The following is a 25,745-nucleotide window of genomic DNA, read 5'->3' as shown; positions in this document are numbered from 1 at the left end:
TTTTTTGTGGTTATTTTAAGAACTTCAATATAAAAGCTTAGGTTATATAATTAACCTAAGCTTTTTCATTAATTATTCTTCATTTAAGATACACTTAGCAAGTTCATCATTTACCTCTGTCATGAACTTTATTCCAGTTTCTTTCTCTGTTTCCCTATTAGCTGAGAATAAATCTCCCCTAGAAATTTCAGATACTCTAAATTTTCTAGCCCCTGCCATTAATTGCTGTAATCCAGCAGTAAGTTTATCTGACAATGTCCAAACGCCTATTGCTCCTAAAGGTATATTCTTCATCTCATCAGCCCCGACTTTGTTTTTAACATCATAGTAGCCAGCAAATATTTCTTCGGGGGTTGTACCAAATTCTTCAGTTAAATTCTTAGGTAAGGTATCCCAATTTCCATTTAGTTTACTTCTCTTTTCAGGATATAATGCACCTTCAATATTAGCTCCTAAAAATCCAGGTATCATAAGTGATCTACCCATACATACAAGTTTAGTAAATGGTGCACCAAGAGCAAGAGCTTTAAATATATGATCTTCTCTAGCTAGACCACCAGCAAAAGCCATATCTACTACATCATAGCCTTTATCAGAAAGAATCTTTGCATATTCATATGCCTTTGCATGAAGGAATATAGATGGAACTCCCCATGACTCCATCATATTCCATGGACTCATACCTGTGCCACCACCTGATCCATCGATAGTTAATAAATCAAGTTTTGCTTCAGTTGCAAACTTAATTGACATAGCAAGTGCTTCCATTCCATATGATCCTGTCTTCAGTGTTATTCTCTTATATCCAAGCCCTCTTAAATAATCAACTGACTTCATAAATTCATCTTTGACCTCATGATAATTATTCAAATTAGTATACCCAAGCCTACTATGTCTAGCAAAAGATTTGATAGCTCCACTGGTAAATGCCTCTTGAACTTCAGGTTTTGTTGGATCAGGATCAACAATATAGCCTCTATTTTTTAAGAAGATTGCGTATTCAAGACTAGTTACTTGTATCTCTCCTCCTATATCTTTCGCTCCTTGCCCCCATTTAAGTTCTAAAATTACCTTATCACCATATTTTTCAATAACGTATTCTGCCACTCCATTTCTTGTATCTTCTACATTCATTTGAACAATTATTGCACCGTAGCCATCGTAGTACTTTAAATATGTGTCAATTCTACGTTCCAACTCTGGTGATTTTACTATCTTTCCATTCTCTATTATAGAATTTTTATCAACACCTACAACGTTTTCACCAATTACGATTGGAAACCCAACTAATGCTGCACCTATAGCAAAAGATTCCCAATACTTCTGAGCTATAAAAGTTGAACCTAATGCCCCTGTCATGAATGGTACCCTAGACCTTGTTTTTATAGTCTTTCCAAACTCTGTTTCAATATTTACATTAGGGAATATACAATCATCCGCGTTATTAGTAAGTCCATCTCTTACTCCAAACGCACCATAATTATATCCTTGTATCCTGAGATTGTTATAACATACCCCAACGTGGTTAATATTTGAACTTCCAGCTGTTACAGCTCCAAAATCCCTTGGATATAATAATTTTCTGCCTTTCATACTAGACATCCATGTTTCACATTTTCCTCTACAATCTGCCCTACAAAGTGTACAAACTCCAGATTCTGCAGGATTCCCCCTGTTTACAGTGTTTAAAACATCATTGTTTTTTTGATATATACTCATCTACTCTCCCCCTATTAATATTTCTTTTATAGACATTATATAAATATAACTACATAACTGCATTTATTACACAAATATCAATGTTTTACTTTAATTACTAACAAATATTCCAATGTCATTTTCATTTTTTACCAATATATTAATAGAAATTAATTTTTTCACAAACAAAAAAAACGCTATGCATATTAAATTCATAACGTTTTTAAGTCTAATTATATATTAAGCTATTGGAGCCATTAAGATTCTACCAGTTCCTCGGTATACATTAACTAACCCTTCTCCTGAAACTGCGGATCCAATTAAGCTTTTGCCTGACTTTTCTACTCTAAAATCTAAAGTATCTGACCAAGCAATTGCGTAGTTTCCATCAATTCTAACTTCATCATTTTGAAGAACAAATTCTACTAATTCATCTCTAGGAACAGGACTTTCTAATACAGCAATTCCTTTACCTCTAAGACATAAATTAAACAATCCTTCTTTTCCAAGCACTGCTGATGAAAGATTTGTTCTAGCCACTACCTTTTGTTGAACACTTCCCTCACAAGCAAGGAAAAGTCCGTCATCCAGCACTAGTCCCCCCCAATCTGATACCTCTTCTAATAATATATGTTTGTAAGTAGGCTCTAGCATTAACAAACCATTACCTTCATATTTAGGTTTTATTGCTGATTCCTTTGTAACCTTTGATGATAATGCTTTCCCTAATAAATCTCCAAAGCCTTTAACATCAGCTCCCATACCAACTTTCCCTGCAGTCCATTGCATTGCACCAGCACTAATAACGAAAGCGTTTCCATTTAATTCTATTAGTACTTGTCTCTTTCTAACATTCATCTCTGATGCAAAATAAGCATTAATTGCAGTTGAGCTATCTACGCTTAAATCCTTTTTGTATTCAAGAACTTTGACATTGCCTTTAGTCTCAATGATTTCAATATTCTTGTTGTCATAAAGATTTTTATAAGTTACCATTTACCAAAACTCCCCTTTTATACAATTTTGTACTACATAAAGATTATACCTTATAATGGAAGTTTATTCAATTTATTACAAAATTATAATTCAAGACTCGCTTCTACAGAAAACCAGAATAATGCTTCCCTTACAAATCTTCTATCAACTTCACTTCTTGAGTTCCATTCCTCACAACTAATATCATCACCACTATAAATCATTTGTCCAAATATAACATTTCTATATTCAGCAACAGCGCAAAAAGCTGAGCATTCCATTTCTACCACCAAACAACCTTCATCTTTTCTTTGTTTCATCTTATCTTTAGTTTCTCTATAAAAGGAATCAGTACTCCAAGTTTTAGCGCGAATATAATTGCATTTATGAGCCTTTAAAGTTTTTTCAATTGCTTCAATAGCTTTATTGTTAATAGAGATTTCTCTACTTGGCTCAACATAATGATAAGAAGTGCCTTCATCTCTAATCGCCGAATTTGGTACAATAATATTTCCTACTGCAATATCTTTATCTAAAACGCCTCCGCTACCGCAAGAGATAAACTTTCTCCCACCTAATGCAATAACTTCTTCCATAAGTGAAGCTCCGAGTGCAGCTCCTACTCCTGGATGAAATACTGTGACTTTTTTGCCTTTATAATCTAGTTCATAAATTGGATGTTTACCAATCTGAGAATAAAGTGTTTTAATCTCTTTAAGCCTTCCATCATTAGCTAATTTCTCAATTACTTCACTATAAAAGCACATAACAACACTTTCAGACATATTCATCTTTTTTATGAATTTTGATGGTTCAATTATATTCTCAGTAACACCATCAAACTCAAGTATTGGAAAGTCTTTCTTACCCATATCATCGCCCCCAACTCTTTCTAACCCCATTTTAAGACATATTAGTCCATATATTCTTAATAGTATACCATATGAATGCAATGTTTCAAATATCTAACATACATAATTCATATTCTTGTATCTCACACTTTTCATTCACAACAAAAACATAATTAAAATGCACATTAAATATTAGCCTTATCTAATATTCAATGTGCATTTCATTTATCTCATTCCATTTCATAATTTTCTACATCTATAATTGTTGGAACTTCTTCTTTATTATATATTTCACTTTTTTTCTTCTTAGGTAATGTTAATAATAAAACACTATTATCAAAACTAGCAGAAATTTTTGATTTATCTATTTCTTCAACATCAAAGGTTTTTACTATATATCCTCCTGTTTGAATAACTGTCATCATAATATTAGTGCCATTACTATAAATTTGTTTTTTCTTAATAGATAAAATAGCTTTATTTTTCTCAAAATCAATTCTTACATCTCTAGGGGTTAACCCTGGTAAGTAACCTTTTACTAAGTAATAATCTCCCTGATCCTTAAAATCAATATCATAAGTGTTTTCATCGACATTTTCATTTACTAAATTGTTTGGAATCTGATTCATAACGTTATTAAATATTACATCATTAAATAACTCTCCAATAATATCAGTATTCTTAAACATGAACGGAAACATACTAAACATATATACCAACCTCTCGCAAATATACTGTTTATTATATATGTATTAAATTCGCCTTAGTTTGACACATGTTTTTTAAGTAAAAATGTACATTAAACCTCACACTTCCAATTATAATCATCATTATAAATCATTAGTTTAGTCATACCGCCATCCACTGTAATATTTTCCCCTGTTATAAAATCATTATCCTCTGAACATAAAAACATAACAGCTTTTGCTATATCTATTGGCTTACCGACACGCTTTACAGGATGCTGTTCCTTATCGCCTATGCTATGCTTACTTTCATAGTCATTATTATAATTTGCACTTACATCAATCCAGCCTGGACTAACGCTATTTACTCTGACCTTTCCTGAAAGGCTCATTGCTAATGCATGAGTTAATGCAGAAATGCCTCCCTTTGTTGCAGAATAACTTTCAGTATCTTCTTGAGACATAGTTGCTCTAGTTGATGAAATATTAACTATTGCTCCACCCTGGTTAAAATACTCTAAAAATAGTTTTGAAAGCATATATGGCGCTGTAACTCCCACTCTCAAAACATAATTAAAATCATCAAAACTACAATCTGAGAGAATTCCCTTACGACTCAAACAAGCATTATTAATAAGATAATCTACTTTACCATAAGTTCTAATTACTTCTCTTGAAAATTCCTTAAGTGTATTTTCTTCTGCAATATCACCACAGAAAAAAAGCCCATCTCCTCCATCTTTTTTAATATTTAAAAATAGTTTTTCTCCCGCTATTTTATCTATATCTATAAAAGCTACCTTTGCCCCTTTTTTTATAAATTCATTTACCAAGCAAAATCCTATTCCATTTGCTCCCCCGGTTATTACACACACTTTATTTTTAAACTCCATAAATACCTCCTTAAGTAGGATTATATATTCAACCTTTAAACAAAATATCCTCATGTCTTATATTACATATTTATCATGTGAAATTACAATACTATCTCTAGTATCATTTATCATTTTAACAAATTGCTTGACAAAAACATTTATTTAGCAGATACTTTACTAAGTAAACTATTTATCAAATAAATAATTTACTTAGTAAAAAACTAATAGAGGTGTAAAAAATGAATGATGATGAAAAACTTATTCTTGCTAAAGAAATTCTTGAAACTTTTCTACGATTCAAGAAAATGCATATGGAAGAATCCAAACCAAAAGACATTAAAAAAAATGAATGCATTTTATTAATGCTAATTGATGATAGAACATGTCCAGGTTCAAAAGGAATTAAAGTCTCTGAATTAAGTACAATTTTAGATATTACACCCGCTGCTGTCACTCATATGATTAACTCACTAGAACAAAAGGATTATTTAGAGAGATTATCAGATAAAACTGACAGAAGAATTGTACTCATTAGACCTACCGAGGCTGGAAAACAAGCTATTGAATCTATGAAAACTCGATTATTTAATAGTTTAAATGAATTAATTAGCTTTTTAGGAGAAAAGGACAGCAAAGAATTGGTGAGAATTTCAAATTTAGTAATCAACTTTCATAAACAAAGAACTTAAACTAAAGAATTAAACAAAGGAGGAAAAATAGTGAAAACTAATTCTAAACGCAGTATTTTAATAGTAGGACTCTTACTAGGTATATTCTTCTCCTCATTGGATCAAACAATTGTAGGAACAGCAATGCCAAGGATAATCGGTGACTTAGGCGGCTTAAGTATAATGGCTTGGGTAACAACTGCTTATTTGTTAACTTCAACAACTGTAGTTCCTATTGCCGGAAAAATGTCTGATTTATTCGGACGTCGTATAATGTATGTAGGTGGAATTATAATATTTATAGTTGGTTCTATGCTATGTGGAACTAGTCAAAATATGACTCAACTAATTTTATATCGTGGACTCCAAGGAGTAGGTGGAGGAATTTTAATGCCAATGGCTATGACTATAGTTGGTGATATTTTCCCACCAGAAAACCGTGGTAAATGGCAAGGAGTAATAACTGCAGTATTCGGTCTTTCATCCATAGTAGGTCCAAGTATTGGTGGTTGGTTTGTAGATAATGCAACTTGGAGATGGGTATTCTACATTAATATACCAGTAGGATTACTTGCTGCTTTTACTGTTTTCATTGGATTAACTGGAGAAAAACGTGTTGAAGATAAAGTAATCATAGATTATGCTGGTGCTATAACCCTTATCATTTCAATTGTATCCTTATTATTAGGCTTAAGCCTTGGAGGAAAAGATTATCCTTGGACTTCATGGCAAATAATTGGCTTATTCGTTACATTTGTAGTGGTTGGATTAATATTTATTTTCGTTGAATTAAAGGCTGAAGATCCAATTTTAAACCTTCATCTTTTTCAAAATAAAGTTTTTGTAGGTGCAAATATTGTTGGATTTTTAATGGGTCTTGGTATGTTTGGTGCCATGATGTTTTTACCACTTTTCATGCAAGGAATAATTGGTATAAGTGCCACAAAATCAGGTAATTCAATGATTCCTATGATGTTAGGAATGATGGTTACAAGCGTACTAGGTGGTCAATTAGTAACTAGAATAAAATTTAGAACTATTTTTATTTCAGGTATACTTTTAATGGGACTAAGCTTGTACTTATTAAGTACAATGGATGTTGATACAACACGTTTAACAATTAGCTTATATATAGTAATTTTAGGTCTTGGACTTGGACTAATAATGCCGACTATAACTTTATCAGTTCAAACAGCCTTCTCTATTGAGCAACGTGCAGTAGTTACTTCTGCAACTCAATTTTTCCGTAGTATAGGAAGTACTCTTGGAGTTACTGTACTTGGTGTTGTTCTAAATAATAGATCGACTACTCTATTAGATAAGAACTTCTTCCCAACAATTGATAAAATACCAGCATTACAAACAGGCGCTATAGGTACATTGCTTAAAGAGGCTCATAATGCCCCACAAGATTTATTTAATACTCTATTAAATCCAGAGATAATAAATAAAATACCAGCACAATTACAGGCAATAATGCTTCCTCCATTAAAACTAGCATTATCAGATTCACTTCATACTGTATTTATCGTTTGTACAGTTATTGTTTTACTTGGCATACCTGCAAGCTTTTTACTAGGCAACTCAAAAGTCGAGAAAAAACATTAAAATATACTATTGATTTTTTTCATATATTTTGCTAAAATTACTTTAATAGAAGAGCAAATGACGCAGGTGTCTAATATAATATTAGACACCTGCTTTTTTTTCATAGGTATTCATGACAATGGGGTCAAAGTTTAAAACTTTGCTCCATTTTTTATTCTCATTCTTTACTAAAAGGAGGTTCTAAAATGAAAAAACAAATTACTTTAGCGCTATCAAAGGCTTCAAAGAAAATAATAATAAGTTTCCTTTATCTTTCTGTAATGATAATTCTATTCCTTGGTATATTTTTTAGTTTATTTTCTGCGGTAAATGGTATAAGCTTAACAGTTCTAAAAGTTCAAATACCTGGAGTTATATTTGGAGTTCTAGTTTTATACTTGGGATTGAAATATTACTTTTCCGTTATTAAACTACAGGAAGAACTTTATAAGTCTACTTCTAAATTTTCATGGGATAACTTTAAAAGCAAAAAGATAAAACAATAATTTTTAATTATACAAAAATAAGTTTATACGGAGGATGGTTTATGAAAAAGTCAGTTAAATTAGGCGCAATATTACTTTTCTTAGGTGCTTTAGCTGTTATGTTAGTCGTAGCACTATCGCCAGCTGGAGGCTCTGACCCAACGGGAGCATCTTATATTGCTACAACCGGAAGTGAAACTTTAAATGATGTAGCTACAACAGCTAATAAAGGTTACTACGGTGCGAACTTCACTTGGGTTATGATAACAGGCTTTATGGTATTTTTCTTTCAATGTGGTTTTGCTATGGTTGAAACTGGTTTCTGCCGAGGTAAAAATGCAGCACATACCATAACAATGAATTTTATGGTTTTCTTAGTTGGCGCAATTGGATATTTTTTAGTTGGTTTTGCATTACAATTTGGTGGTTCCGGTGGTGCTGCTGGACTAGGAAGTGGCGGTGCTGCACTAAACTCAATGATTTCTATTCCTGGGCTCGGTGGTATCATGGGAGGTACTGGCTTCCTATTATCAGGTAAGGGAATATACGATCCAGGTATATATGCTCTATTCTTTTTCCAAATGGTATTTATGGATACTACAGTAACGATTCCAACAGGAGCTGTAGCTGAGAGGGTTAAATATTCTGCAATTGTAATTTTATCTTTCTTCATTTCAATGTTCCTATACCCTTTATTCGGAAATTGGGTATGGGGAGGTGGGTGGCTCGCTACCCTTGGCAAAAACTTTGGATTAGGTCATGGTGTTGTAGACTTTGCTGGTTCTGCAGTAGTTCATTCCATGGGTGGTATGCTTGCTTTAGCAGGAGCTATTGTGATTGGTCCTAGAATAGGAAAATTTAAAAAAGATGGAACCTCAAGAGCTTTCCCTGGTCATGATATTCCAATGGCAATCATTGGTACAATTATTTTATTCTTCTGTTGGTTCTCATTTAACGCAGGATCAACTCTTAATTCTTCTGACTTTAGACTTGCTGTTGTAGCAACAAATACTATGATTGCTGGCGCAATAGGTGGCTTGGTTGCAATGTTCTATATGTGGATTAAGTATGGTAAACCAGACCCTTCCATGACAGCAAATGGTGCACTAGCAGGGCTAGTTGCGATTACTGCTCCTTGTGCCTTTGTAAGTGGTGCTTCAGCATTCTTTATTGGTGCAGTTGCTGGATTTCTAGTTTGCGTTGCAGTACCATTTATAGAAAATAAGTTTAAACTTGACGATCCAGTTGGGGCTATATCAGTCCATGGTGTTAATGGATTTTGGGGAGTTATCTCTTTAGGTTTATTTGCAGATGGTTCTTATGGAGACGGAATTAATGGTGTTTCAGGTGGAGTTACTGGATTATTCTTTGGTGACCCTTCCCAACTAGTTGCACAATTAATTGCTATTGGTGTTTTATTAGTATGGGGTTTTGGTATCTCATTTATTTTCTTGAAGTTTCTTGATAAGGTATGGGGAATAAGGATTTCACCTGAAGCAGAATTAGATGGTTTAGACATTCCAGAGATGGGCGTTAATGCTTATCCAGATACCCAATTAGTTAAATCTCCTGAACTTGATTATAGTTCTTCAGACAATGCTGAAATAAAACAATTATTAAGATTTAAACAAAATAAATCCTCAACTGTTAGCGAAGGTAGGTGATTTTATGAAGAAGTTAGAAATTGTTATAAAAAGTGAAAAACTTGAAGATTTAAAAAAGATTTTATCTGAATGTAATGCTAATGGCGTTATGATTTCAAATATAATGGGATATGGTAACCAAAAGGGATATAAAACTATCTACAGAGGGCATGAAACTCAAGTAAATTTACTTCCTAAAGTCAAAGTTGAAACTATTGTGCCTGCTGAAGTGGCTGAGACTATAATTGATAAAGTATTAAAAGAAATTAGCACAGGTAATATTGGAGATGGCAAAATATTTATATATGATGCTGATGATGTTGTAAGAATTCGTACAGGTGAGCGTGGAAAAGATGCATTATAATAACAAGGACGTTTTGTTTGTCTTATTGGACAAATAAAACGTCCTTTTATTTAAAAATACCTCATACTGCATTTCTTAAGTTCTCTTATACTATATAACATTTCATAATCATGCATGTTAGTTGCCTTAGAAATCTCACTAACAATTTTCTCACATTCTTCTTTGCTTTCTCCATGTATCATTGTATAAATATTATATCTCCAATTAGGTAGTACCCTACGCTCATAACAATGACTTACTCCTTCAAAAGATGTCATCCTATCTCCTACTTCATTAACTTTTTCTTCAGGCACACTCCAAACAACCATCGGATTTTCTTTAAATCCAACATTTCTGTGATTTAGTGTTGCTCCAAACCTTCTAATTACTCCGCTAATCAAGAAATCTTTTATCTTGTCTAAAAGCTCATTTTCAGTAATTTCTAACTCTTCAGCTATAAGCTTATAGGGTTCAGGGACTAATGGCAACTCCCCTTGAAGTCTATGTATAATTTTTTTATCTAATAAACTAAACATATATTTTCTCCTTAACATGAAAATCAACTTTAATTTTGAACATTTTAGTTGAAGGTAAATATAATATATCCTCTATACCTGTTCTATATTTTATCTCATTTATAAACCTTTTTATTTCTTCCTCTGTGGATGCAATTACAGTAAACCACATATTGTACGAGTGATTTCTTAAGTAATTATGTGTAACTCCCTCATAACTATTTATGAATTCTGAAACTTCCTCTATTCTTTCTTTTGGTACTTTAATAGCACATAAAGTGCTGCTAAAGCCCATCTTTTTTGAATTAAAAACTCCACCTATCCGTCTGATTTCGCCACCTTCCTTAAGTTCCTTAATAAATTTAATAACCTCTTCTTCTGTAATATTTAATTTCTTTGCTAAAGCTAAATATGGTCTTGATTCTAATGGAAAACCCTCTTGAATTGAATTAAGCAATTCTATATACTCTCTATTCATACCTAACAATTCCTCCTATGAGTTAGAATATTGGCACCATTCTTCTTCTGCCATATAATCCCCGTTATTATAAAAAGCTGCTCTCGCCCTACAACCACCGCATGCTTTTTTATGCTTACATACTCCACACTTTCCTTTATACTCTAAAGTCCTAAGTTCCTTGAATATTTTATTATCTCTCCATATTTCACTAAACTTATTTTTTCTAACATTTCCAATAGGCATATTTAGGTAAGCGCATGGTTGAACATCCCCTATTGGGCTTATTATGCAGTAGCTAGTTCCTGCAAGGCATCCTCTTCCATACCTTAGGTTCATCTCCATTTCTCTTGCAATCCTCATAAACTGTGGGGCACAAGTAGGTTTAAGTTCTATATCTACGTGCTTTTGCTTCATCATAATAGCTCTTAATAGTTCCTCATACATTTCTGGCGTCAATGACTCATTTTCAATATCCTCTCCTCTACCAGTAGGCACTAAGAAAAATGTGTGATGAGCAACTGCCCCCATACCAACTGCAAAATCAGTTAAATCTAAAATTTCATCTTTATTCCATAGCATCACAGTTGTATGTATTTGAAATGGCAAACCCTCATCTCTACAATTTTTCATACCAAGAACAGTTTCTCTCCATGCACCATTATAATTTCTAAATTCATCATGTTTTTTTGCATTAAGACTATCTAGACTTATTCCTACTCCCATAACGCCTGAAGCTTTTAATCTCTTTGCAACTTCCCTTGTGATCATTACTCCATTGCTTCCTAGAACAGGACGAAGTCCAAGCTTTGAAGCATAATTGACTAATTCATAAATGTCTGGTCTCATTAATGGTTCTCCTCCTGAGAAAATCATTATTTTGAAACCAGCTTTAGCTATTTCATTTATAAGTTCTTTAGCCTCCAGTGTACTTAGTTCCTGTTCTGCTTGCATTCCTGCATCTCTATAACAATGCTTACAGTACATATTGCATTTATTTGTTGAATTCCATGAAACAATCATATATCCCACTCCTTAAACAAGCCCCATATTATCAGAAATACCAATTTCCTCATCTGTTAAATAGCATGCTGGATCTGAAGCCCAAAAGTCTCCAGTAATTGATTCAGCTCTTGTTCTTAAATTTCCATTACATACATTTATCCATTTACATTTACTACATCTACCTTTTAATAACTCTTTTCTGTTTTTCAGCCCTCCGATAATTGGATTTGAAGCATCTGTCCAAATATCCTTAAACCTTCTATTCTTAATATTTCCAAAAGTATGTTGCCAGGTAAACTGATCTGCATGAACGTTTCCATAATAATCAACATTCGCTATAGCTATACCTGAACGATTTCCTCCATTAATTTTCATTAATTTTAAGATACTTTCTGCTAAATGAGGATATTTTTTGAGTGCCTGCAAATATAAATAAATTCCATCAGCATGATTATCAACTGTAAGTATCTCAACCTTATCTTTTAACTCAAGTGATTTTTCCATAATTAGATCCATAGCTATTCTTGCTTCTTCATGAGTAATATCTTCATCTATCATTTTGCTACCCCTACCTGAGTAAACTAAATGATAAAAGCACACTCTATCAATATCTTCATCTTTAATTAAATGAAATATATCCTCTAATTGATTAAAGTTATGGCGATTTATTGTAAATCTTAGTCCAACTCTTTGATTAACTTCCTTACAATTACGAATACCATTTAATGCTAGGTTAAAAGCTCCCTTTGTTCTTCTAAACTCATCATGACTAGCTCCAACTCCATCTAAGCTTATTCCTACATATCCTACCCCTGAATTTTTAATTTTAGTCGCAATTTCTTTATCAATAAGAGTTCCATTTGTTGATATTGTGCTGCGTATTTTATACTTATTTGCATACTGTACTAATTCAAAAAGATCCTCTCTAAGTAGAGGCTCTCCCCCTGAAAATAAGATTACAGGAACCCTAAATTCATCTAGTTCATCAATAAATCTCTTACCTTCTTCAGTACTTAGTTCTCCATCATACTTTTTATTATCTGAACTTGCATAACAGTGAACACATTTCAAATTACAAGTCCTTGTGCAATTCCATACAACAACTGGGCCATAGCCTAAACTTACACCATTTCTTTGATTGTTCGCTCCTTGAACATATCTTAATCTATCTCCATAATTTTCTACTCCACATAATAATTTTGATATTCCAATCATTTATTTACTTCCCTTCCTCAGTTAAATAACCTAAGTTATTTTTCCCAATTGCGTCTAATATATTAAAAAAATCACCAAACCCATTAGGTTCGGTGATTTTAAAACTAAATTTCCATATCTTCTTTTTTGCTCACTAGCCATTTAAACATTTCATGATTAATCTCTGAAAGTTCTTGGAATTTATCTTTGTCACTAAGGTATGCCATAAATATCATTTGAATTGAATAAACAACATATGGAATAGCTTTTTTCTCTTCAATTGATAACTTACATACACTGTCGTATCCTTTTATTATATTCTTAAAAATTAAAAGCCATTTATTAAGCCTATTTATATTATTAATGTCGAAGCTTTCAGATAAAATTGCAGTAGCTGCATAACAGGGGTCAAAAATTCTCACATTTCTTTCTGATAATTCAAAATCTATAAAGCCCCTAAGCTTACCATCTTTAACTATAATATTGTTAGGGTTAGGATCTCGATGTATAACATGCTTTATTAATTGAGGATATATCTTCTTAAAATTCCTTTGGTAATCTTCATAAAATTTATAATTAAGCTCCATCTTTTGCTTAATCCTTGGTATTGCCCATTCACTTACAGTTTCATAAAGATTTTGGTCATTACATATAACTTCATTATCTTTTTCTTGTAAAACTAAATGCAACTTTCCAATAGACTCTCCTATGCTTATTGCTTTACTTTCATATTCACCTTCATATATCTCGATACTTTTTATAACTTCTCCTTGAATACGATTTGTTAAACAAAAATATAAATCTTCTTCTACTACATACTCTTTTTTATCTTTCGTTAATATAGGAATTGCAACTTCAAAACCAGAGTCAGCTAGAGCCTTTGATACAGAAATATGCTGTTTTAATCTAGAGATGTTTGTACCTATCTTTATTATAAAATCATTATTTATTATCCATGATGTATCTGATTTATTTCCATTAGATTCGTAATATACGCTTTTAATATCAATTGGTTCTATTAGATTCCAAATTTTTAGCTTTTCTTTAATTTTCTTTTCAGTTATCATAACATTCTCCTTCTGCTTTAAATTTATCCTATAAGGCTTAACTACCTTATGTTTTTTAAGATATTCAGTTGGAGAACAGTCATATTCACGCTTAAAAGCCTTAAAGAATCCTGAATGTGTGTCAAAGCCATAACTTAGTGCAACTTCAATCATCATGTTGCCTAAACTTATATCATATATAGCATTGCAAAGTTTTCGCTTTAATACATATTGCATAACAGGAATTCCAACTTCATTTTGGAATAATCTATAATAATGAAAAAGTGAAAAACCTGCCGCTTGAGCAATCTCATTAGCTGACAATTCAGATTTTAAATTTTCTTCAATATAATCAATACTTTTTTGCATGATATCCTTGTAATCCATACTGCACTCCTTTAGCAAAAGTTCTTGCAAGTTATTTGCTAATACTATGATAACAAAAAATTCTAATTAAACATTTCCAATTTTGCTATATTGCATTAATGATTTTTAATTATCATTTCATTTAAACTAACATTAGGATTTTTATATCTATTTCTATTTATAGTCTTTGTCCCAAATTGAATTGCTTTTTCTGGACAGTACTGAATACATGCTGTACATTGTTCACATTTATGTTTCCAAATAGGTTTATTATTCTTAAGTTCAATATTGTTTACTGGACAAATCTTTTCACATATTCTACAGCTATTACAGTTGTTTTTAGCCCAAAATTCACTATCCTTCTCATGCAGCTTATTCATGATTTTATTAGTAGCTTTAGAGAACAGCTTATCAATGCCTCTATCAATTACTAATTTACTTACTTCACATTTTTGACTTTTACGTTCCCTAATGATTGCTGATATTTTTTTAACCTTTTCCTTTTCCCTATCAAAGGTTTTATTATGTTTTTCTGGTGTTTTAGGATTATAAGCTAGTACATTATTTGCTGGCATATGAATTAAAAATCCAGAATTAAGTCCTAATCCATTTTCTTTAAGCTTGTTATCAAGTCTAATTAATACATTAGCTGGGGCTCCTCCATGACTTGCAATTCCAAAAACATAAGTATCAAGGCTAATCTTTAGTTTTTTAGCAACATTCTCTACTATTAATGGCATACGTGCGTAATATACTGGAAAAACTATCCCTATAGTCCTCGCTTTAACTTCTATCTTTTTTTCATTTAGAAGAGATCCTATATTTATCAAATTAAACTCTCCTAATTTACTAGAAATATCTTTAGCTATCTGCAAACTATTACCTGAACCCGAAAAATATAATATTGTATCCTTGGTAATTTCCATAAAGCTCTCCCCTTATTTAATACTATTAATATTTTTATGCGAATTAAATGAAATTAAGTATTTTAGTAATTAATAGTATTTTAAAGCATGTACTATACTACATAGTCAAGAATTATTTTTTTAAAAACATCTCTATATCATCACAATTCTCTCTTTTGCTAGATAAAATATTATCATTTATCTTTTCAAGCAGTCTTCTCGTATTATCTAATTCTTTAATTATACTGTTTATTTCATAAATCTTACTTATAACTATTTTTTTAATACTCTCAACATCTGCTCCTAATATCTCATCATATATTTTTGATAATAACTCTTTTATTTCTTTTAATGAAAATCCATATGATTTTAAAATTAGTATAAATGTTATTTTATCAAAATCTTCTTTTGAATAAACTCTATACCCGTTGTTATCTCTTTTAGGCTCTTCAAGTAAACCAATCTTTTCATAATATCTTATGGTTTCCTTATTTATATTAAAATGTTTTACTAGGTCTTTTATAGTGTAATTTTTCATGTTTTATACCCCAATTGTTCTAAATTTTCATTGCATTTTCACTCTATTAATACTAATTAAAATATTCTATATAAAGTCTTCTAATCCTTTAATTTATTTCTTTTAAAACTTTACATGTACAACTTTATACTATATTGACATTTATATCCATATGAGGTATAGTACATTATATCAGTAATGCACTAATGTGCATTTCTAGTTAGGAGGTTTTAAAGTGATACTTAATACCGAAAGCATAAAACCTATTTATATACAAATATCCGAATGGCTTGAAAATCAAATACTTAACGATAGCATCGCTGCTGATGAAAAAATGTACTCACAATATCAATTAGCTGAAATGTACAATATTAACCCAGCAACTGCAGCAAAAGGTATTACTATTTTACTAAACGAAAATATACTCTATAAAAAACGCGGCCTTGGTATGTTTGTATCAAAGGATGCAAAAGAGCTTATTTTTAAGAAAAGAAAAAATGAAACCTTAAGAACTTTGGCTATTGAACTGTTAACTGAAGCAAATCGTCTTAATGTTGGTGAAGATGAATTATTTGAATTACTTAAATCTCTAAATATAGAAAGTAGGGAGGATTAGCTATGGCTATAATTGAATGTACAAATCTTACTAAGGATTACAGAAATACTAAAGCGCTTGATAATATTTCGTTTACTATTGAGGAAAATACTATAACTGGTCTTATTGGAAGAAACGGGGCTGGAAAAACTACTCTATTAAAAATAATAGCAGGGTTTATGAAAAATACCTCTGGTGAAATTTCTGTTTTGGGTAGCAATCCATTTAATTCTCTAAATGTTTCTTCAAATTTATTTTTTGCAGATGATAATATTGAATACCCTGCTTCATTAAATCTATCAGAGCTATTAGTTGAGATAAGTAAGTTTTACTCCAACTGGGACATGTCTCTTGCAAAAGGCCTTTTTGAATACTTTAGACTAAATCCAAAGCAATATCACTCCAAGCTTTCAAAAGGTCAAAGAAGTACTTTTAATGTAATAGTTGCACTATCTACTCACTCTCCAATAACTATATTTGATGAGCCTACAACAGGAATGGATGCTTCTGTTAGAAAAGACTTTTATAGAGCTCTACTTAAAGATTACATTCGCTATCCTCGTACAATTATACTTTCTAGCCATCTACTTTCAGAGATTGAAGATATATTAGAAAATATACTTCTTATAAAGAACGGGACAAAGATGCTACATTCATCTGTTGAAGAAATAAAAGAAATGGCAATTTGTCTTAGAGGCGACACTGATTATATACATGAGTTATGTAGAAATAAAGATATTATTTACACTGAAAAGTTAAGCGGGAATCTAACTTCTATAGTAGTAAAGAATGAATTTACTGAAACTGATCTACAAAAAGCTAAGATAAAAGGAATAGAGATATTTACTGTTTCTGCAGATGATTTATGTGTATATCTGACAAATAGTTCTCAAGGAGGAATTGATGATGTATTTAACAGAAAATAGTTTACTTAATATTACTAAGAAGCAATACTTTTTTAAACTTAAAACTAATATTGGTTTATTTTTCAGCTTAATAGTAGTGCATTTTTTTGCAACTTTATTAACTATGAATGCACTAAGAATCTCTTCAACAAGTGGTTCTGGTGTGTCAGTTGATTTCTTCTATTATTCAGGAAATGCAATAATTATTTTTACACTAATATGGTCATTCGTTGTTTCATTAACAATCTCAAACCGAAAAAATAAAAATATGGATTTTTCTTTTATAACTAATAGGCTCTCAAGCAATATTTCAAATATCGTTTTTTTAATTACTCTTGCAATCTATGCTAGTATAACATCTACTTTTTCTGGCAATATCATTAGAGCTATATTTTATTTTACTAGTAGAAATGAAAATATTATACGAGAAGGTTTTATAATAGAGCCTCATGTTATGCTTTTAAATATAATTAGTATTTTATTTTACATTATATTTATAGCTAGCATTGGGTACTTTATAGGTTCAGTTGGTAGTATAAATCAAATATTCACAATAATTTTCTCAACGATATCTATTTTAGGTTTATTTTTATTACTTAAGCTTTTTGGTAGTTTAAATAATTCGTCGTTATACTCTTTAATCACTAAAATAATACACTTTTACTTTTATGAAAATTCACTTTTACTATTTGTACTTAAAACTTTAGTTACCTCAATAGCATTATTTGCTTGTTCTATTTTTATAACTAATAGATTGGAGGTCAAAAAATAATGAGTATTCTTTTTATAATTTTAAATATCCTATTGATTCTACTTTTAGTTATTTTTGTAGTAAAAAAGAACATAGTTAGATTTTCAATGCCAAATAATATTAAAAAGTACATTATTGCTATTTATTGCGCTATCCTTATTATCGGGACTATACTATTAAATTTTATTCCTACGAAAAACTTTGTAAGTATTAATGAAACAAATGGTCAAATTGAGCAAATTCCGAGTACAGATTACTTCAAAGATCTTGCAAGTAAAGGGCTTTTAAATACAACAGATGCCTATAAGCAAAATCAAAACTTAAGTTTAGATTATACGGATAAAAAGCTTAAGATAACAAATAGTTCTAATAATATAACAATAATATGTAAGATTAAAGATGTGGATGATGGGAAAATTGATATTCAAAATTTTGTAACTAACTGTTCTTTTAATGGTGTTAATATTACTGATAAAATTATGCCATCTAAAATCACATTAAAAAATAACGAATTATCAATCTACGATGATTCAAGTTTTGACATTAAGTTTAGGAAATTTGACTATGATTTTACAACAACCCAGTTTTCAAAAGCTAATTCTGAAAATAGTGATTATCTTTCACCATTTTTTATTATGAAAATTATGTATATACAAATTCCGAAGAATTTACAACTTAATGAATCAAGCATGGAAACACTAGATATAATCAACTAATTTTTCTTTTAAAACAAAAGGTGTATAAAAGACTTTTTTTCTTTTATACACCTTTAATTTTATACTAACATTATGTTAATTGTTTATTTAATTTATTGTTAATTGAGCATTTTGATCTAATATATGCCACCAGGTCTTACCTACATTTAGTGGTACTATATTACCTTTTTCATCCTTAAATATTGTTTGAGAATTAAGATCTGCTTTAGACCAAGTAACCTTTATTTGTTTTCCATTACTTAGGATAACTCCATCTCCATTACCAACTAAATCTGCATCTAAATAAGGCTCCCCTGCCCTTGTTCTATATTTAACATTCTGTATAACTACATTTTTCACTGCTACTGGAACATTATCATCACGATTAAGTGTTGGTTCATTATTCATTGATTTATAATATAAACCATCTTTAAACTGATAACTCGTTGTATAGGATGGATTGAATTTTATAGATACTGCATTTGCTTTATTTAAATCACTATTTTCCCAGAAAGTTTTATCAAATTTAAGTTTTACATTTGATGGTTTTATATAGTTCTTTTCCTTTAGAAGTTTAAGCAAATTTTCTGAACTTGAAAAAAGGCTATGTTCTTGAACTTTAATAGTTTTATCTCTGTAGTAATAGGAGCCATTTGCCATTTCATCTAATGTCATAGAGTTTTCTTTTTTAATTCTATCTAGCGCATCATGACTTCCCCCACAATGTGCAAAAGGAACATTATACTCATATGCTAAATCAATAAAATATGTCCTCATACTTCTAACTGGTCCAATCTTTGCTGCCTCATCTTTTTGATATAGTGCTAGACACCTGGTAATGCCTCCTTCTGCCATTAACTCATATACTATATCTGCAGAAGTAAAACCTGCTTGTGGCCTAGCTGGTACTGCATTTTCTATGGACACCATATAAGCTGGTTTTTCAGCTATTTCTTTAGTAACTTCTTCTCCTGTATAAGGAGCATAGTATTTACTTACTGTTTTATCTGAGGAAGCACTTTTACTTGTATCAGCTGCCTTCTTATGACAACCAGTTAATAACATAATTGTACTAAGTGCTATAAGAATTATTATTTTCTTTTTCAATTTCTCAACACCCTTCTTTTTAAAACTTTTAATATAATAAAAGGTAATTTAGTAATATTATAATAATTATTGAAATTAAAGTGAAGTTAATTTACAACTATAATCTATAAGTTTCAGTAACCTTCTTTGAGTATAAAAATAATATAAAATATATAACCCTTTTAAGGAGCTTTAAATGTGATATATTTTTGTTATAATCCTAGTGAGTGGCTTGGATATAAAAATGACGAAAATCTAAAATATAGAAATTATTTATCCGACTCAGATTTTCGTCAAATATCTGCAAATGAAACAATAATTGATATATGGAATAGTGTACCAACTCCATCAGTTCCAAAACTCCAATCAGTTACTGTTAATCCTAAAACAACTGCCTTACTTATACTAGATATGGAAAATTCAATTTGCAAAAGCCCTAGATGTATTGCAACACTCCCTAATATTAATAACTTACTTACCACTGCTCGTAAAAATAATATGTTAATTATCTATAGTCTTACACATATAGGCACTGAGAGCGATATATTTAATACTCTTGCTCCAACAAAAAATGAGCCTATAGTTAAATCTTACGTAGATAAATTTTATAGAACCGACTTGCAAGCATTATTAAGTTCCTATGGAATTAAAACAGTTATTATCACTGGTTATGCCGCAAATGGCGCCGTTCTTCATACAGCTACAGGAGCAGCTTTTCGTGGTTATTCCGTTATACTCCCTGTAGATTGCATTTCCGCTCAAGATCCTTATGCAGAACAATATACCGTATGGCATTTGCTTTATAGCCCTGGTGCTAAAAGTCATGTTACATTAACAAAAACAAATTTAATCAGCTTTTAAACTTATGAATTGTTGATATTCGTTACTGTAAATTGCTACTCCTTCTATATCACTTATGTTGCTAGCTATAATATTTTTATAAAGATTTATAAGATCTTCTTGAGTATCAATTTGCTTAAAATTATCAAACCCTATTGACTCTAATGTTTTTTGAGTTGGTTTTACTGCTAATGCGAGAAAATATTTACTTTTATTATATTGATTTTCAACCCACATTACGTTGCCCTTACCTAATTCAGCTATCTTAACAGGAATAAATAAAGGAAATTTTATCATGATGATTCCTCCGATTCTCAATATATAATTTAATCTTCAAAGCTTTTCCCTAAGAAGAACATTAAAATATATTTTAGATTCCTATTATTTATTCCATAGTTAAAATATAAAGAGTAGAAAATTCTGTTTTCTACTCTTTAGTAATGATGTATATACTCTTTAGACAACTGCTCCATTATCACATTTATTTCCCCAAGCATCTACTAGATGATCATTTTTATAAATACATATAATTTCACAATTATTTGCACACTTTGCACACTCTACACCTCTTGTTTCAAAATGCATTTCTGCTATATCAAAATCAAAATTTTGTTCTTTTCCGGAATTTTTAGCTAGCATAGCTACTCCTAAAGCACCCATTAAATGTGCGTATTTATCAACATAAATCTTTTCTCCTGTCTCATCCTCAAATGCTTTTATAACCCCAATATTTTTACTAACCCCGCCTTGAAATACTATAGGCGATTTTATTTTCTTTCCTTTACCAACATTGTTAAGATAATTAGTAACAACAGCTTTACATAATCCGGCAATAATATCTTCTTTCTTATGACCTATTTGTGCTTTATGAACTAAGTCTGACTCTGCAAATACAGTGCATCTTGCTGCTATTTTTGTTGGATTTTTTGATTGCAAAGCAAACTCTCCAAATTGTTCTACCTGTAATCCAAGTCTTTTTGCTTGAGATGATAAAAATGATCCAGTTCCAGCCGCACATAGTGTATTCATTGCATAATCTACTACTATCCCATCTTCAATTAATATTATTTTTGAATCTTGACCCCCAATTTCAAAAATTGTTCTTACATCTGGATAAATTGAAAGGGTTCCTATTGCATGTGCTGTAATTTCATTCTTAATAACTTGAGCATTTAAAATAGTCCCTATTAGTTTTCTTGCAGAGCCAGTTGTCCCAACTGCCCTAACTTTAATATTCTTATCTTTCACTTGTTCTTTTAACGAATTAACAACATTCTTAACTGCATTTATAGGATCTCCTTCAGTCCAAAGATACTTTTCTGCAATTATTTTGTTATTTTCATCAATTACTACTCCTTTGGTTGATATTGACCCAATATCAACTCCTAAATAACCTTTTTGCATTTCTCTTTCTCCCTCTTCATTAAAATCATATCGTTAAAGGCTTCAAGTCTAGTCTTTATTCCTGTTTCAGATGTTTGCGAATCAAAACTAAAGTACAATACTGGTATTTTATAATCATTGCTTATATTTTGTAGCATTGGCATTGCATTAACCTCTGGAGTACATCCAAATGGTTTTACATGAATAATTCCATCATATCCTGCTTCTGCAAGTTCTTTTGTCCTCGCTACGCTATCTGTGCCATCAGCTCCAATTGCATACTTCAAATACTTTCCAGCCATTTTTATTAAATCTTTAGTTTTTGGGTGACTTCTAAAAAGATAAGTAACTGTAATGAATCTAGTTACTTCCATTCCTTTTTTCGCTAATTCTTTTTCAATAAAGTAGTTGCTAAATGGTTCCATGATAGTATATAATTCACCAACAATACCTACTCTAATTGGATTTTCAGGTTTGTTGGTCTTAATTTCATTAAATAATATGTTGTACTTTTTATAAACTGCATTTAGCTCCCTAAAATTTTTAATCTTTTTTAAATCCTTTAAGAATTCTTTTTGCAGCTTTTCGAAGCTCCCCTCTTTAACTTCAAATCCTATATTTTCTCTGATATATTTTTCTATTTTATCTATCACTCCAACCATTTTTAAGGTTAGTTCGAAAAAATATACAAATTTTCTAAAACTAATGCTTGGATTTACACTTTTGAATACACCAAATACTGATAATGGATTTAAGTCATCTGTATTTAAAATACTTATAAAATCAAATTTATATCCTAAATCTCTTAAAATCTGTTCTTGTATTTCTCCATAATAACCAAATCTGCATCCTCCTCCAGCTTGAACTAAAAAATTAGCGCCCTTTTCTAAGGCTTCAATATAATTTCCTAAATTATATTTGAATGGAACACAAACAAAATCTGGAGAATATTTCGAACCTAATTCTAAGGTTTTTTTAGTTATTGGAGGCGGCGTTAATGACTTCATATTTAAGGTATTTCTTATTAAAAATTCTATAGCAACATAATAATTTCCGATATGAGGAAAACTAATGATTTTTTCACTATTATTCATTGGTAATTTCCCTCCTATTTCTTTTTTCTCTTATAATATCAATGAAACTTTCTATTCTAGTATGCATGCCAGCTTCCCCCTCTAACTCATCCAATATTATATTAGTCATTGGTATGCCTTTAATCTTTCTTATACATAACTCATTTACAAGTGAATCTGGTCCGCAGGGGAATGTTGAAATAAAAATAATTCCATCAATTTTATCCTTATAATATTCAATTGCACCTATTAGTTCCTTATTATATGTCCAATATAATGTATTAGAAATTTCCTTTGATTTTTTAGTAGTCTCTTCCTTGTTAGCAATATCTGCATAAATAGGAACAACATCAAATCCTTCAAGATACTTAATAATTGGATATCCTATTAACTTGTCATAAATATTGTATGGATGTGAAACTATAAGCATCTTAAGTTTATTAGTATCAAGAAGTAATTGTTCCTGCTTTATGGCTTCTTTGTGTTCAAAATATTCCTGCGACTTTTTAGCTTTTAAATAAGCTTTTAAGACTGATATAGAACTTTGCCCAATTACTCTTCCCATCTTTAGAAATGCTTTTAATTCTCCTTGATTTTCTTTTACATCAATGTTATATTCCAATAATTTTATATTTTTAAAAGTATTATTTACAATATCATACATAGCATTAAATTTTGTACATACAACTTCTTTTTGCCCAAAACTAACTATTCTAGGTACCAATATATAATCAACCTTGTTAATTAGATGATAAACATGCCCCATATAAATTTTTGAAGATAAACAACTTTCATCTATAGAATTATTAATTCCGTCTTTTAAAATTTGTTTATTAGTATCCGGACTTACTAAAATATCACAATTTAATTCTTTGAAAAATGTCTCCCACAAATTCTTATATTTAAAATATAAAAATGCTCTTGGTATTCCAATTCTTATTTTATTCTCCACGTAATTCATCCTTTCAGTAAATATAACACAATAGTAATCTTCACCAAAATGAATGTATTTTATTCAAGAATTCCTAATATTACTAAATTACATAAGCAAAAAAAGACACTATGTTTTACTTTAAACATAATGTCTTAATATATTAGGAGACCCTATTGATGTTTCTCTCAATAGCATTATTTATTCTATAATCTTCCTTAATTGATGGTTCTACATCTAATTTGTCTAAGAATTTATTCCAATTGCTTAAGTGTACTTGTATTGCCCCTTCTGCGAACCTACTTCTTTCAGCTGAACCAGCCATAGAAGGTCTTTGTGCTAGTAATGCATCATTAAGCTGATTTAATGCCATTAAGTAGTTATGGCAAAAAGTTTCTCTTGAAACGCCTGATAATGTAGCAAATGATGAATAATAATTCATAACCTCCTTCTGGAGTTGTATTGACGGAATATTAAATAAGGAACCATACTTTTTAGAGAAATTCATTATTTTATTTGATATATTTTCAAAAATTGCATCACTTAGCTTTGATTTTACTTCACTTGACAGACTATAATGGGTTAACATTATGTCTCCTTTTAATTTAAATTGTCCTAGATATGCTCCTAAATCCTTAGCTGAATGTGTATAAATTCCGTTTCCTATATTACTAATTATTCTTCCAATTCCTTTAATATCATTATAGGTCATTTTTTCTAATTTATTTGAATTCTTAGATTTCAGCGAAGTAATTACATCCAATTTATAGGTGAAATCATTAATATTTTTCCCATAAGTATGAATTATCTCCTGCCAATTGTCTTTATTATTATTTTTTATGTTATGAAAAATTTTTCTTTCCTTATTTATAATTTTAATAATGTAATCTTTAAATTCATTTAAATCGAAATCTAATTCATAATAATCTTTTGTCTGTGCTTTATATGAAGGGTCTTCATGTACCCAGCCCAAATCTCCGTTAAAAAAATTTCCGATTCCTTTTGAATACGACTCTACTAGCTTATCTAATACTTTTCTTGATATGTTATTTAATCTATTAAGTTTTTCATCTAATTCATACCCAGTATAAGTGACTTTTATTGTATCTCTATAGTAATCTTCTACTACTACAAAATTATTTATGAACTGAGGATCTGTTAGATTTTCTTCTACTTCCAAATTATATGTACAGGAGGTTCTTAATTTATCATCTCCATTTACTATTTTTGCTCCAGTAGCAGATTCAAATAACCCTTTTTCCATAGCTGAATCTGAGAGAATATTTTTCTTTATCTCATCATTAATTTCGTCTGTTTTGGAAATTAGGAACTTAGAGTTAATTGGTGACCTGTCCACATTTTTAAGAGCTTTTAACATGTTGTCAATACTACTCATATACTCATCAGCATCAAACTCATATGATGGCATCATAGCAATACACATTTTATCACCTCTTCATAAAGTAATATAAATATAATATCTTAAAATATATATTTTTATTTAATTATATATTAGAAAGTTTTTAAACTTATAAATATGTAATGAAAAGTGTTTTTTTTGTAATAACCGTATTATTAAACATATATTACAATTATAAAATTCTTAAAAATCAATAAAAAATATGTAAAATACTAAAACTAAATTATTGAAAATAAAATGTAATCTATAA

At 30.3% G+C, this 25,745-nt stretch carries 28 protein-coding genes; 10 read left to right on the top strand and 18 right to left on the bottom strand.

Features of this window, described 5'->3' with window-relative positions; translation table 11 throughout:
* Positions 1–72 precede the first annotated feature (72 nt).
* The 5 genes from L1S47_RS01350 to L1S47_RS01330 all read right to left on the bottom strand — a co-directional run bounded on the left by L1S47_RS01350 (position 73) and on the right by L1S47_RS01330 (position 5,103).
* Positions 73–1,719 (bottom strand): glutamate synthase-related protein, encoded by a 1,647-nt coding sequence (locus L1S47_RS01350; protein ID WP_238881691.1) that lies wholly within the window; start codon positions 1,717–1,719, stop codon positions 73–75.
* A 219-nt stretch (positions 1,720–1,938) separates the two neighbouring features.
* Positions 1,939–2,694 (bottom strand): AIM24 family protein, encoded by a 756-nt coding sequence (locus L1S47_RS01345; RefSeq protein WP_238881690.1) that lies wholly within the window; start codon positions 2,692–2,694, stop codon positions 1,939–1,941.
* Between the two features lie 83 nt (positions 2,695–2,777).
* Positions 2,778–3,575, bottom strand: coding sequence for a nucleoside phosphorylase (locus L1S47_RS01340; RefSeq protein ID WP_238881689.1), 798 nt, complete (start codon positions 3,573–3,575; stop codon positions 2,778–2,780).
* A 179-nt stretch (positions 3,576–3,754) separates the two neighbouring features.
* On the bottom strand, positions 3,755–4,234 hold the full coding sequence (locus tag L1S47_RS01335; protein ID WP_238881688.1) for an Hsp20/alpha crystallin family protein: 480 nt from the start codon (positions 4,232–4,234) through the stop codon (positions 3,755–3,757).
* Positions 4,235–4,323: 89 nt separating this feature from the next.
* Positions 4,324–5,103, bottom strand: coding sequence for an SDR family oxidoreductase (locus L1S47_RS01330; RefSeq protein WP_238881687.1), 780 nt, complete (start codon positions 5,101–5,103; stop codon positions 4,324–4,326).
* A gap of 293 nt (positions 5,104–5,396) precedes the next feature.
* Here L1S47_RS01330 and L1S47_RS01325 point away from each other — a divergent pair, with 293 nt between their 5' ends.
* From L1S47_RS01325 to L1S47_RS01305, 5 genes are all read left to right on the top strand, one after another.
* Entirely contained in the window at positions 5,397–5,774 is a 378-nt protein-coding gene (locus tag L1S47_RS01325; protein ID WP_238881686.1) for a MarR family transcriptional regulator, read from the top strand.
* A gap of 30 nt (positions 5,775–5,804) precedes the next feature.
* Positions 5,805–7,361 (top strand): MDR family MFS transporter, encoded by a 1,557-nt coding sequence (locus L1S47_RS01320; RefSeq protein WP_238881685.1) that lies wholly within the window; start codon positions 5,805–5,807, stop codon positions 7,359–7,361.
* Between the two features lie 185 nt (positions 7,362–7,546).
* On the top strand, positions 7,547–7,846 hold the full coding sequence (locus L1S47_RS01315; RefSeq protein WP_238881684.1) for a hypothetical protein: 300 nt from the start codon (positions 7,547–7,549) through the stop codon (positions 7,844–7,846).
* Positions 7,847–7,887: 41 nt separating this feature from the next.
* Entirely contained in the window at positions 7,888–9,489 is a 1,602-nt protein-coding gene (locus L1S47_RS01310; RefSeq protein ID WP_238881683.1) for an ammonium transporter, read from the top strand.
* 4 nt (positions 9,490–9,493) lie between these two features.
* Positions 9,494–9,832, top strand: coding sequence for a P-II family nitrogen regulator (locus L1S47_RS01305; protein ID WP_238881682.1), 339 nt, complete (start codon positions 9,494–9,496; stop codon positions 9,830–9,832).
* 50 nt (positions 9,833–9,882) lie between these two features.
* Here L1S47_RS01305 and L1S47_RS01300 read toward each other — a convergent pair whose 3' ends face one another.
* The 7 genes from L1S47_RS01300 to L1S47_RS01270 all read right to left on the bottom strand — a co-directional run bounded on the left by L1S47_RS01300 (position 9,883) and on the right by L1S47_RS01270 (position 15,837).
* A complete protein-coding gene (locus L1S47_RS01300) occupies positions 9,883–10,347 on the bottom strand; it encodes an Lrp/AsnC family transcriptional regulator (protein ID WP_238881681.1) in 465 nt (154 codons plus the stop codon).
* Positions 10,340–10,804 carry an Lrp/AsnC family transcriptional regulator gene (locus L1S47_RS01295; protein ID WP_238881680.1) on the bottom strand — a complete coding sequence of 155 codons (465 nt, stop codon included), beginning with the start codon at positions 10,802–10,804 and terminating at the stop codon, positions 10,340–10,342. Before L1S47_RS01295 ends, L1S47_RS01300 begins: the two co-directional genes overlap by 8 nt.
* Before the next feature lie 15 nt (positions 10,805–10,819).
* Positions 10,820–11,806 (bottom strand): putative heme d1 biosynthesis radical SAM protein NirJ2, encoded by a 987-nt coding sequence (nirJ2, locus tag L1S47_RS01290; RefSeq protein ID WP_238881679.1) that lies wholly within the window; start codon positions 11,804–11,806, stop codon positions 10,820–10,822.
* A 12-nt stretch (positions 11,807–11,818) separates the two neighbouring features.
* Positions 11,819–13,003 (bottom strand): putative heme d1 biosynthesis radical SAM protein NirJ1, encoded by a 1,185-nt coding sequence (gene nirJ1, locus L1S47_RS01285; RefSeq protein WP_238881678.1) that lies wholly within the window; start codon positions 13,001–13,003, stop codon positions 11,819–11,821.
* 104 nt (positions 13,004–13,107) lie between these two features.
* Positions 13,108–14,415, bottom strand: coding sequence for a helix-turn-helix domain-containing protein (locus L1S47_RS01280; RefSeq protein ID WP_238881677.1), 1,308 nt, complete (start codon positions 14,413–14,415; stop codon positions 13,108–13,110).
* Between the two features lie 95 nt (positions 14,416–14,510).
* The gene (locus L1S47_RS01275) at positions 14,511–15,320 is read right to left on the bottom strand and encodes an EFR1 family ferrodoxin (RefSeq protein WP_238881676.1); all 810 of its coding nucleotides are present in this window, start codon (positions 15,318–15,320) and stop codon (positions 14,511–14,513) included.
* Between the two features lie 112 nt (positions 15,321–15,432).
* A complete protein-coding gene (locus L1S47_RS01270; RefSeq protein WP_238881675.1) occupies positions 15,433–15,837 on the bottom strand; it encodes a MerR family transcriptional regulator in 405 nt (134 codons plus the stop codon).
* A gap of 214 nt (positions 15,838–16,051) precedes the next feature.
* Here L1S47_RS01270 and L1S47_RS01265 point away from each other — a divergent pair, with 214 nt between their 5' ends.
* From L1S47_RS01265 to L1S47_RS01250, 4 genes are read left to right on the top strand one after another with little or no spacing between them, the layout of a single operon-like run.
* Positions 16,052–16,432: a GntR family transcriptional regulator gene (locus L1S47_RS01265; protein ID WP_238881674.1), complete on the top strand. Its 381-nt coding sequence runs from the start codon at positions 16,052–16,054 to the stop codon at positions 16,430–16,432.
* 2 nt (positions 16,433–16,434) lie between these two features.
* Complete coding sequence (locus L1S47_RS01260; RefSeq protein ID WP_238881673.1) at positions 16,435–17,337, top strand: ABC transporter ATP-binding protein; 903 nt, start codon at positions 16,435–16,437, stop codon at positions 17,335–17,337.
* Positions 17,315–18,088 (top strand): hypothetical protein, encoded by a 774-nt coding sequence (locus tag L1S47_RS01255; protein ID WP_238881672.1) that lies wholly within the window; start codon positions 17,315–17,317, stop codon positions 18,086–18,088. Before L1S47_RS01260 ends, L1S47_RS01255 begins: the two co-directional genes overlap by 23 nt.
* Positions 18,088–18,783: a hypothetical protein gene (locus tag L1S47_RS01250; RefSeq protein WP_238881671.1), complete on the top strand. Its 696-nt coding sequence runs from the start codon at positions 18,088–18,090 to the stop codon at positions 18,781–18,783. The genes L1S47_RS01255 and L1S47_RS01250 overlap by 1 nt, the downstream gene beginning before the upstream one ends.
* A gap of 87 nt (positions 18,784–18,870) precedes the next feature.
* Here L1S47_RS01250 and L1S47_RS01245 read toward each other — a convergent pair whose 3' ends face one another.
* Entirely contained in the window at positions 18,871–19,869 is a 999-nt protein-coding gene (locus L1S47_RS01245; protein WP_238881670.1) for a DUF3048 domain-containing protein, read from the bottom strand.
* Between the two features lie 177 nt (positions 19,870–20,046).
* On the opposite strand from L1S47_RS01245, the gene L1S47_RS01240 reads away from it, so the two are divergent.
* Positions 20,047–20,709, top strand: coding sequence for a cysteine hydrolase (locus L1S47_RS01240; protein WP_238881669.1), 663 nt, complete (start codon positions 20,047–20,049; stop codon positions 20,707–20,709).
* Here the strand turns inward: L1S47_RS01240 and L1S47_RS01235 are convergent.
* The 5 genes from L1S47_RS01235 to L1S47_RS01215 form a co-directional block, all read right to left on the bottom strand.
* Complete coding sequence (locus L1S47_RS01235) at positions 20,695–20,985, bottom strand: hypothetical protein (protein ID WP_238881668.1); 291 nt, start codon at positions 20,983–20,985, stop codon at positions 20,695–20,697. The two genes, L1S47_RS01240 and L1S47_RS01235, sit on opposite strands and share 15 nt — an antisense overlap.
* A gap of 159 nt (positions 20,986–21,144) precedes the next feature.
* A complete protein-coding gene (locus L1S47_RS01230; RefSeq protein WP_238881667.1) occupies positions 21,145–22,092 on the bottom strand; it encodes an acyl-CoA dehydratase activase in 948 nt (315 codons plus the stop codon).
* Positions 22,074–23,165, bottom strand: coding sequence for a 2-hydroxyacyl-CoA dehydratase (locus L1S47_RS01225; RefSeq protein ID WP_238881666.1), 1,092 nt, complete (start codon positions 23,163–23,165; stop codon positions 22,074–22,076). The genes L1S47_RS01230 and L1S47_RS01225 overlap by 19 nt, the downstream gene beginning before the upstream one ends.
* Positions 23,158–24,096: an acyl-CoA dehydratase activase-related protein gene (locus tag L1S47_RS01220; RefSeq protein ID WP_238881665.1), complete on the bottom strand. Its 939-nt coding sequence runs from the start codon at positions 24,094–24,096 to the stop codon at positions 23,158–23,160. The genes L1S47_RS01225 and L1S47_RS01220 overlap by 8 nt, the downstream gene beginning before the upstream one ends.
* A 142-nt stretch (positions 24,097–24,238) precedes the next feature.
* Positions 24,239–25,519 carry a hypothetical protein gene (locus L1S47_RS01215; RefSeq protein WP_238881664.1) on the bottom strand — a complete coding sequence of 427 codons (1,281 nt, stop codon included), beginning with the start codon at positions 25,517–25,519 and terminating at the stop codon, positions 24,239–24,241.
* Positions 25,520–25,745 lie beyond the last annotated feature (226 nt).

Source organism: Clostridium sp. YIM B02551 (assembly GCF_022324735.1).
In the GTDB taxonomy this organism is placed as follows: domain Bacteria; phylum Bacillota; class Clostridia; order Clostridiales; family Clostridiaceae; genus Clostridium_T; species Clostridium_T paridis.
This window is presented reverse-complemented; position numbering and strand designations above follow the sequence as displayed.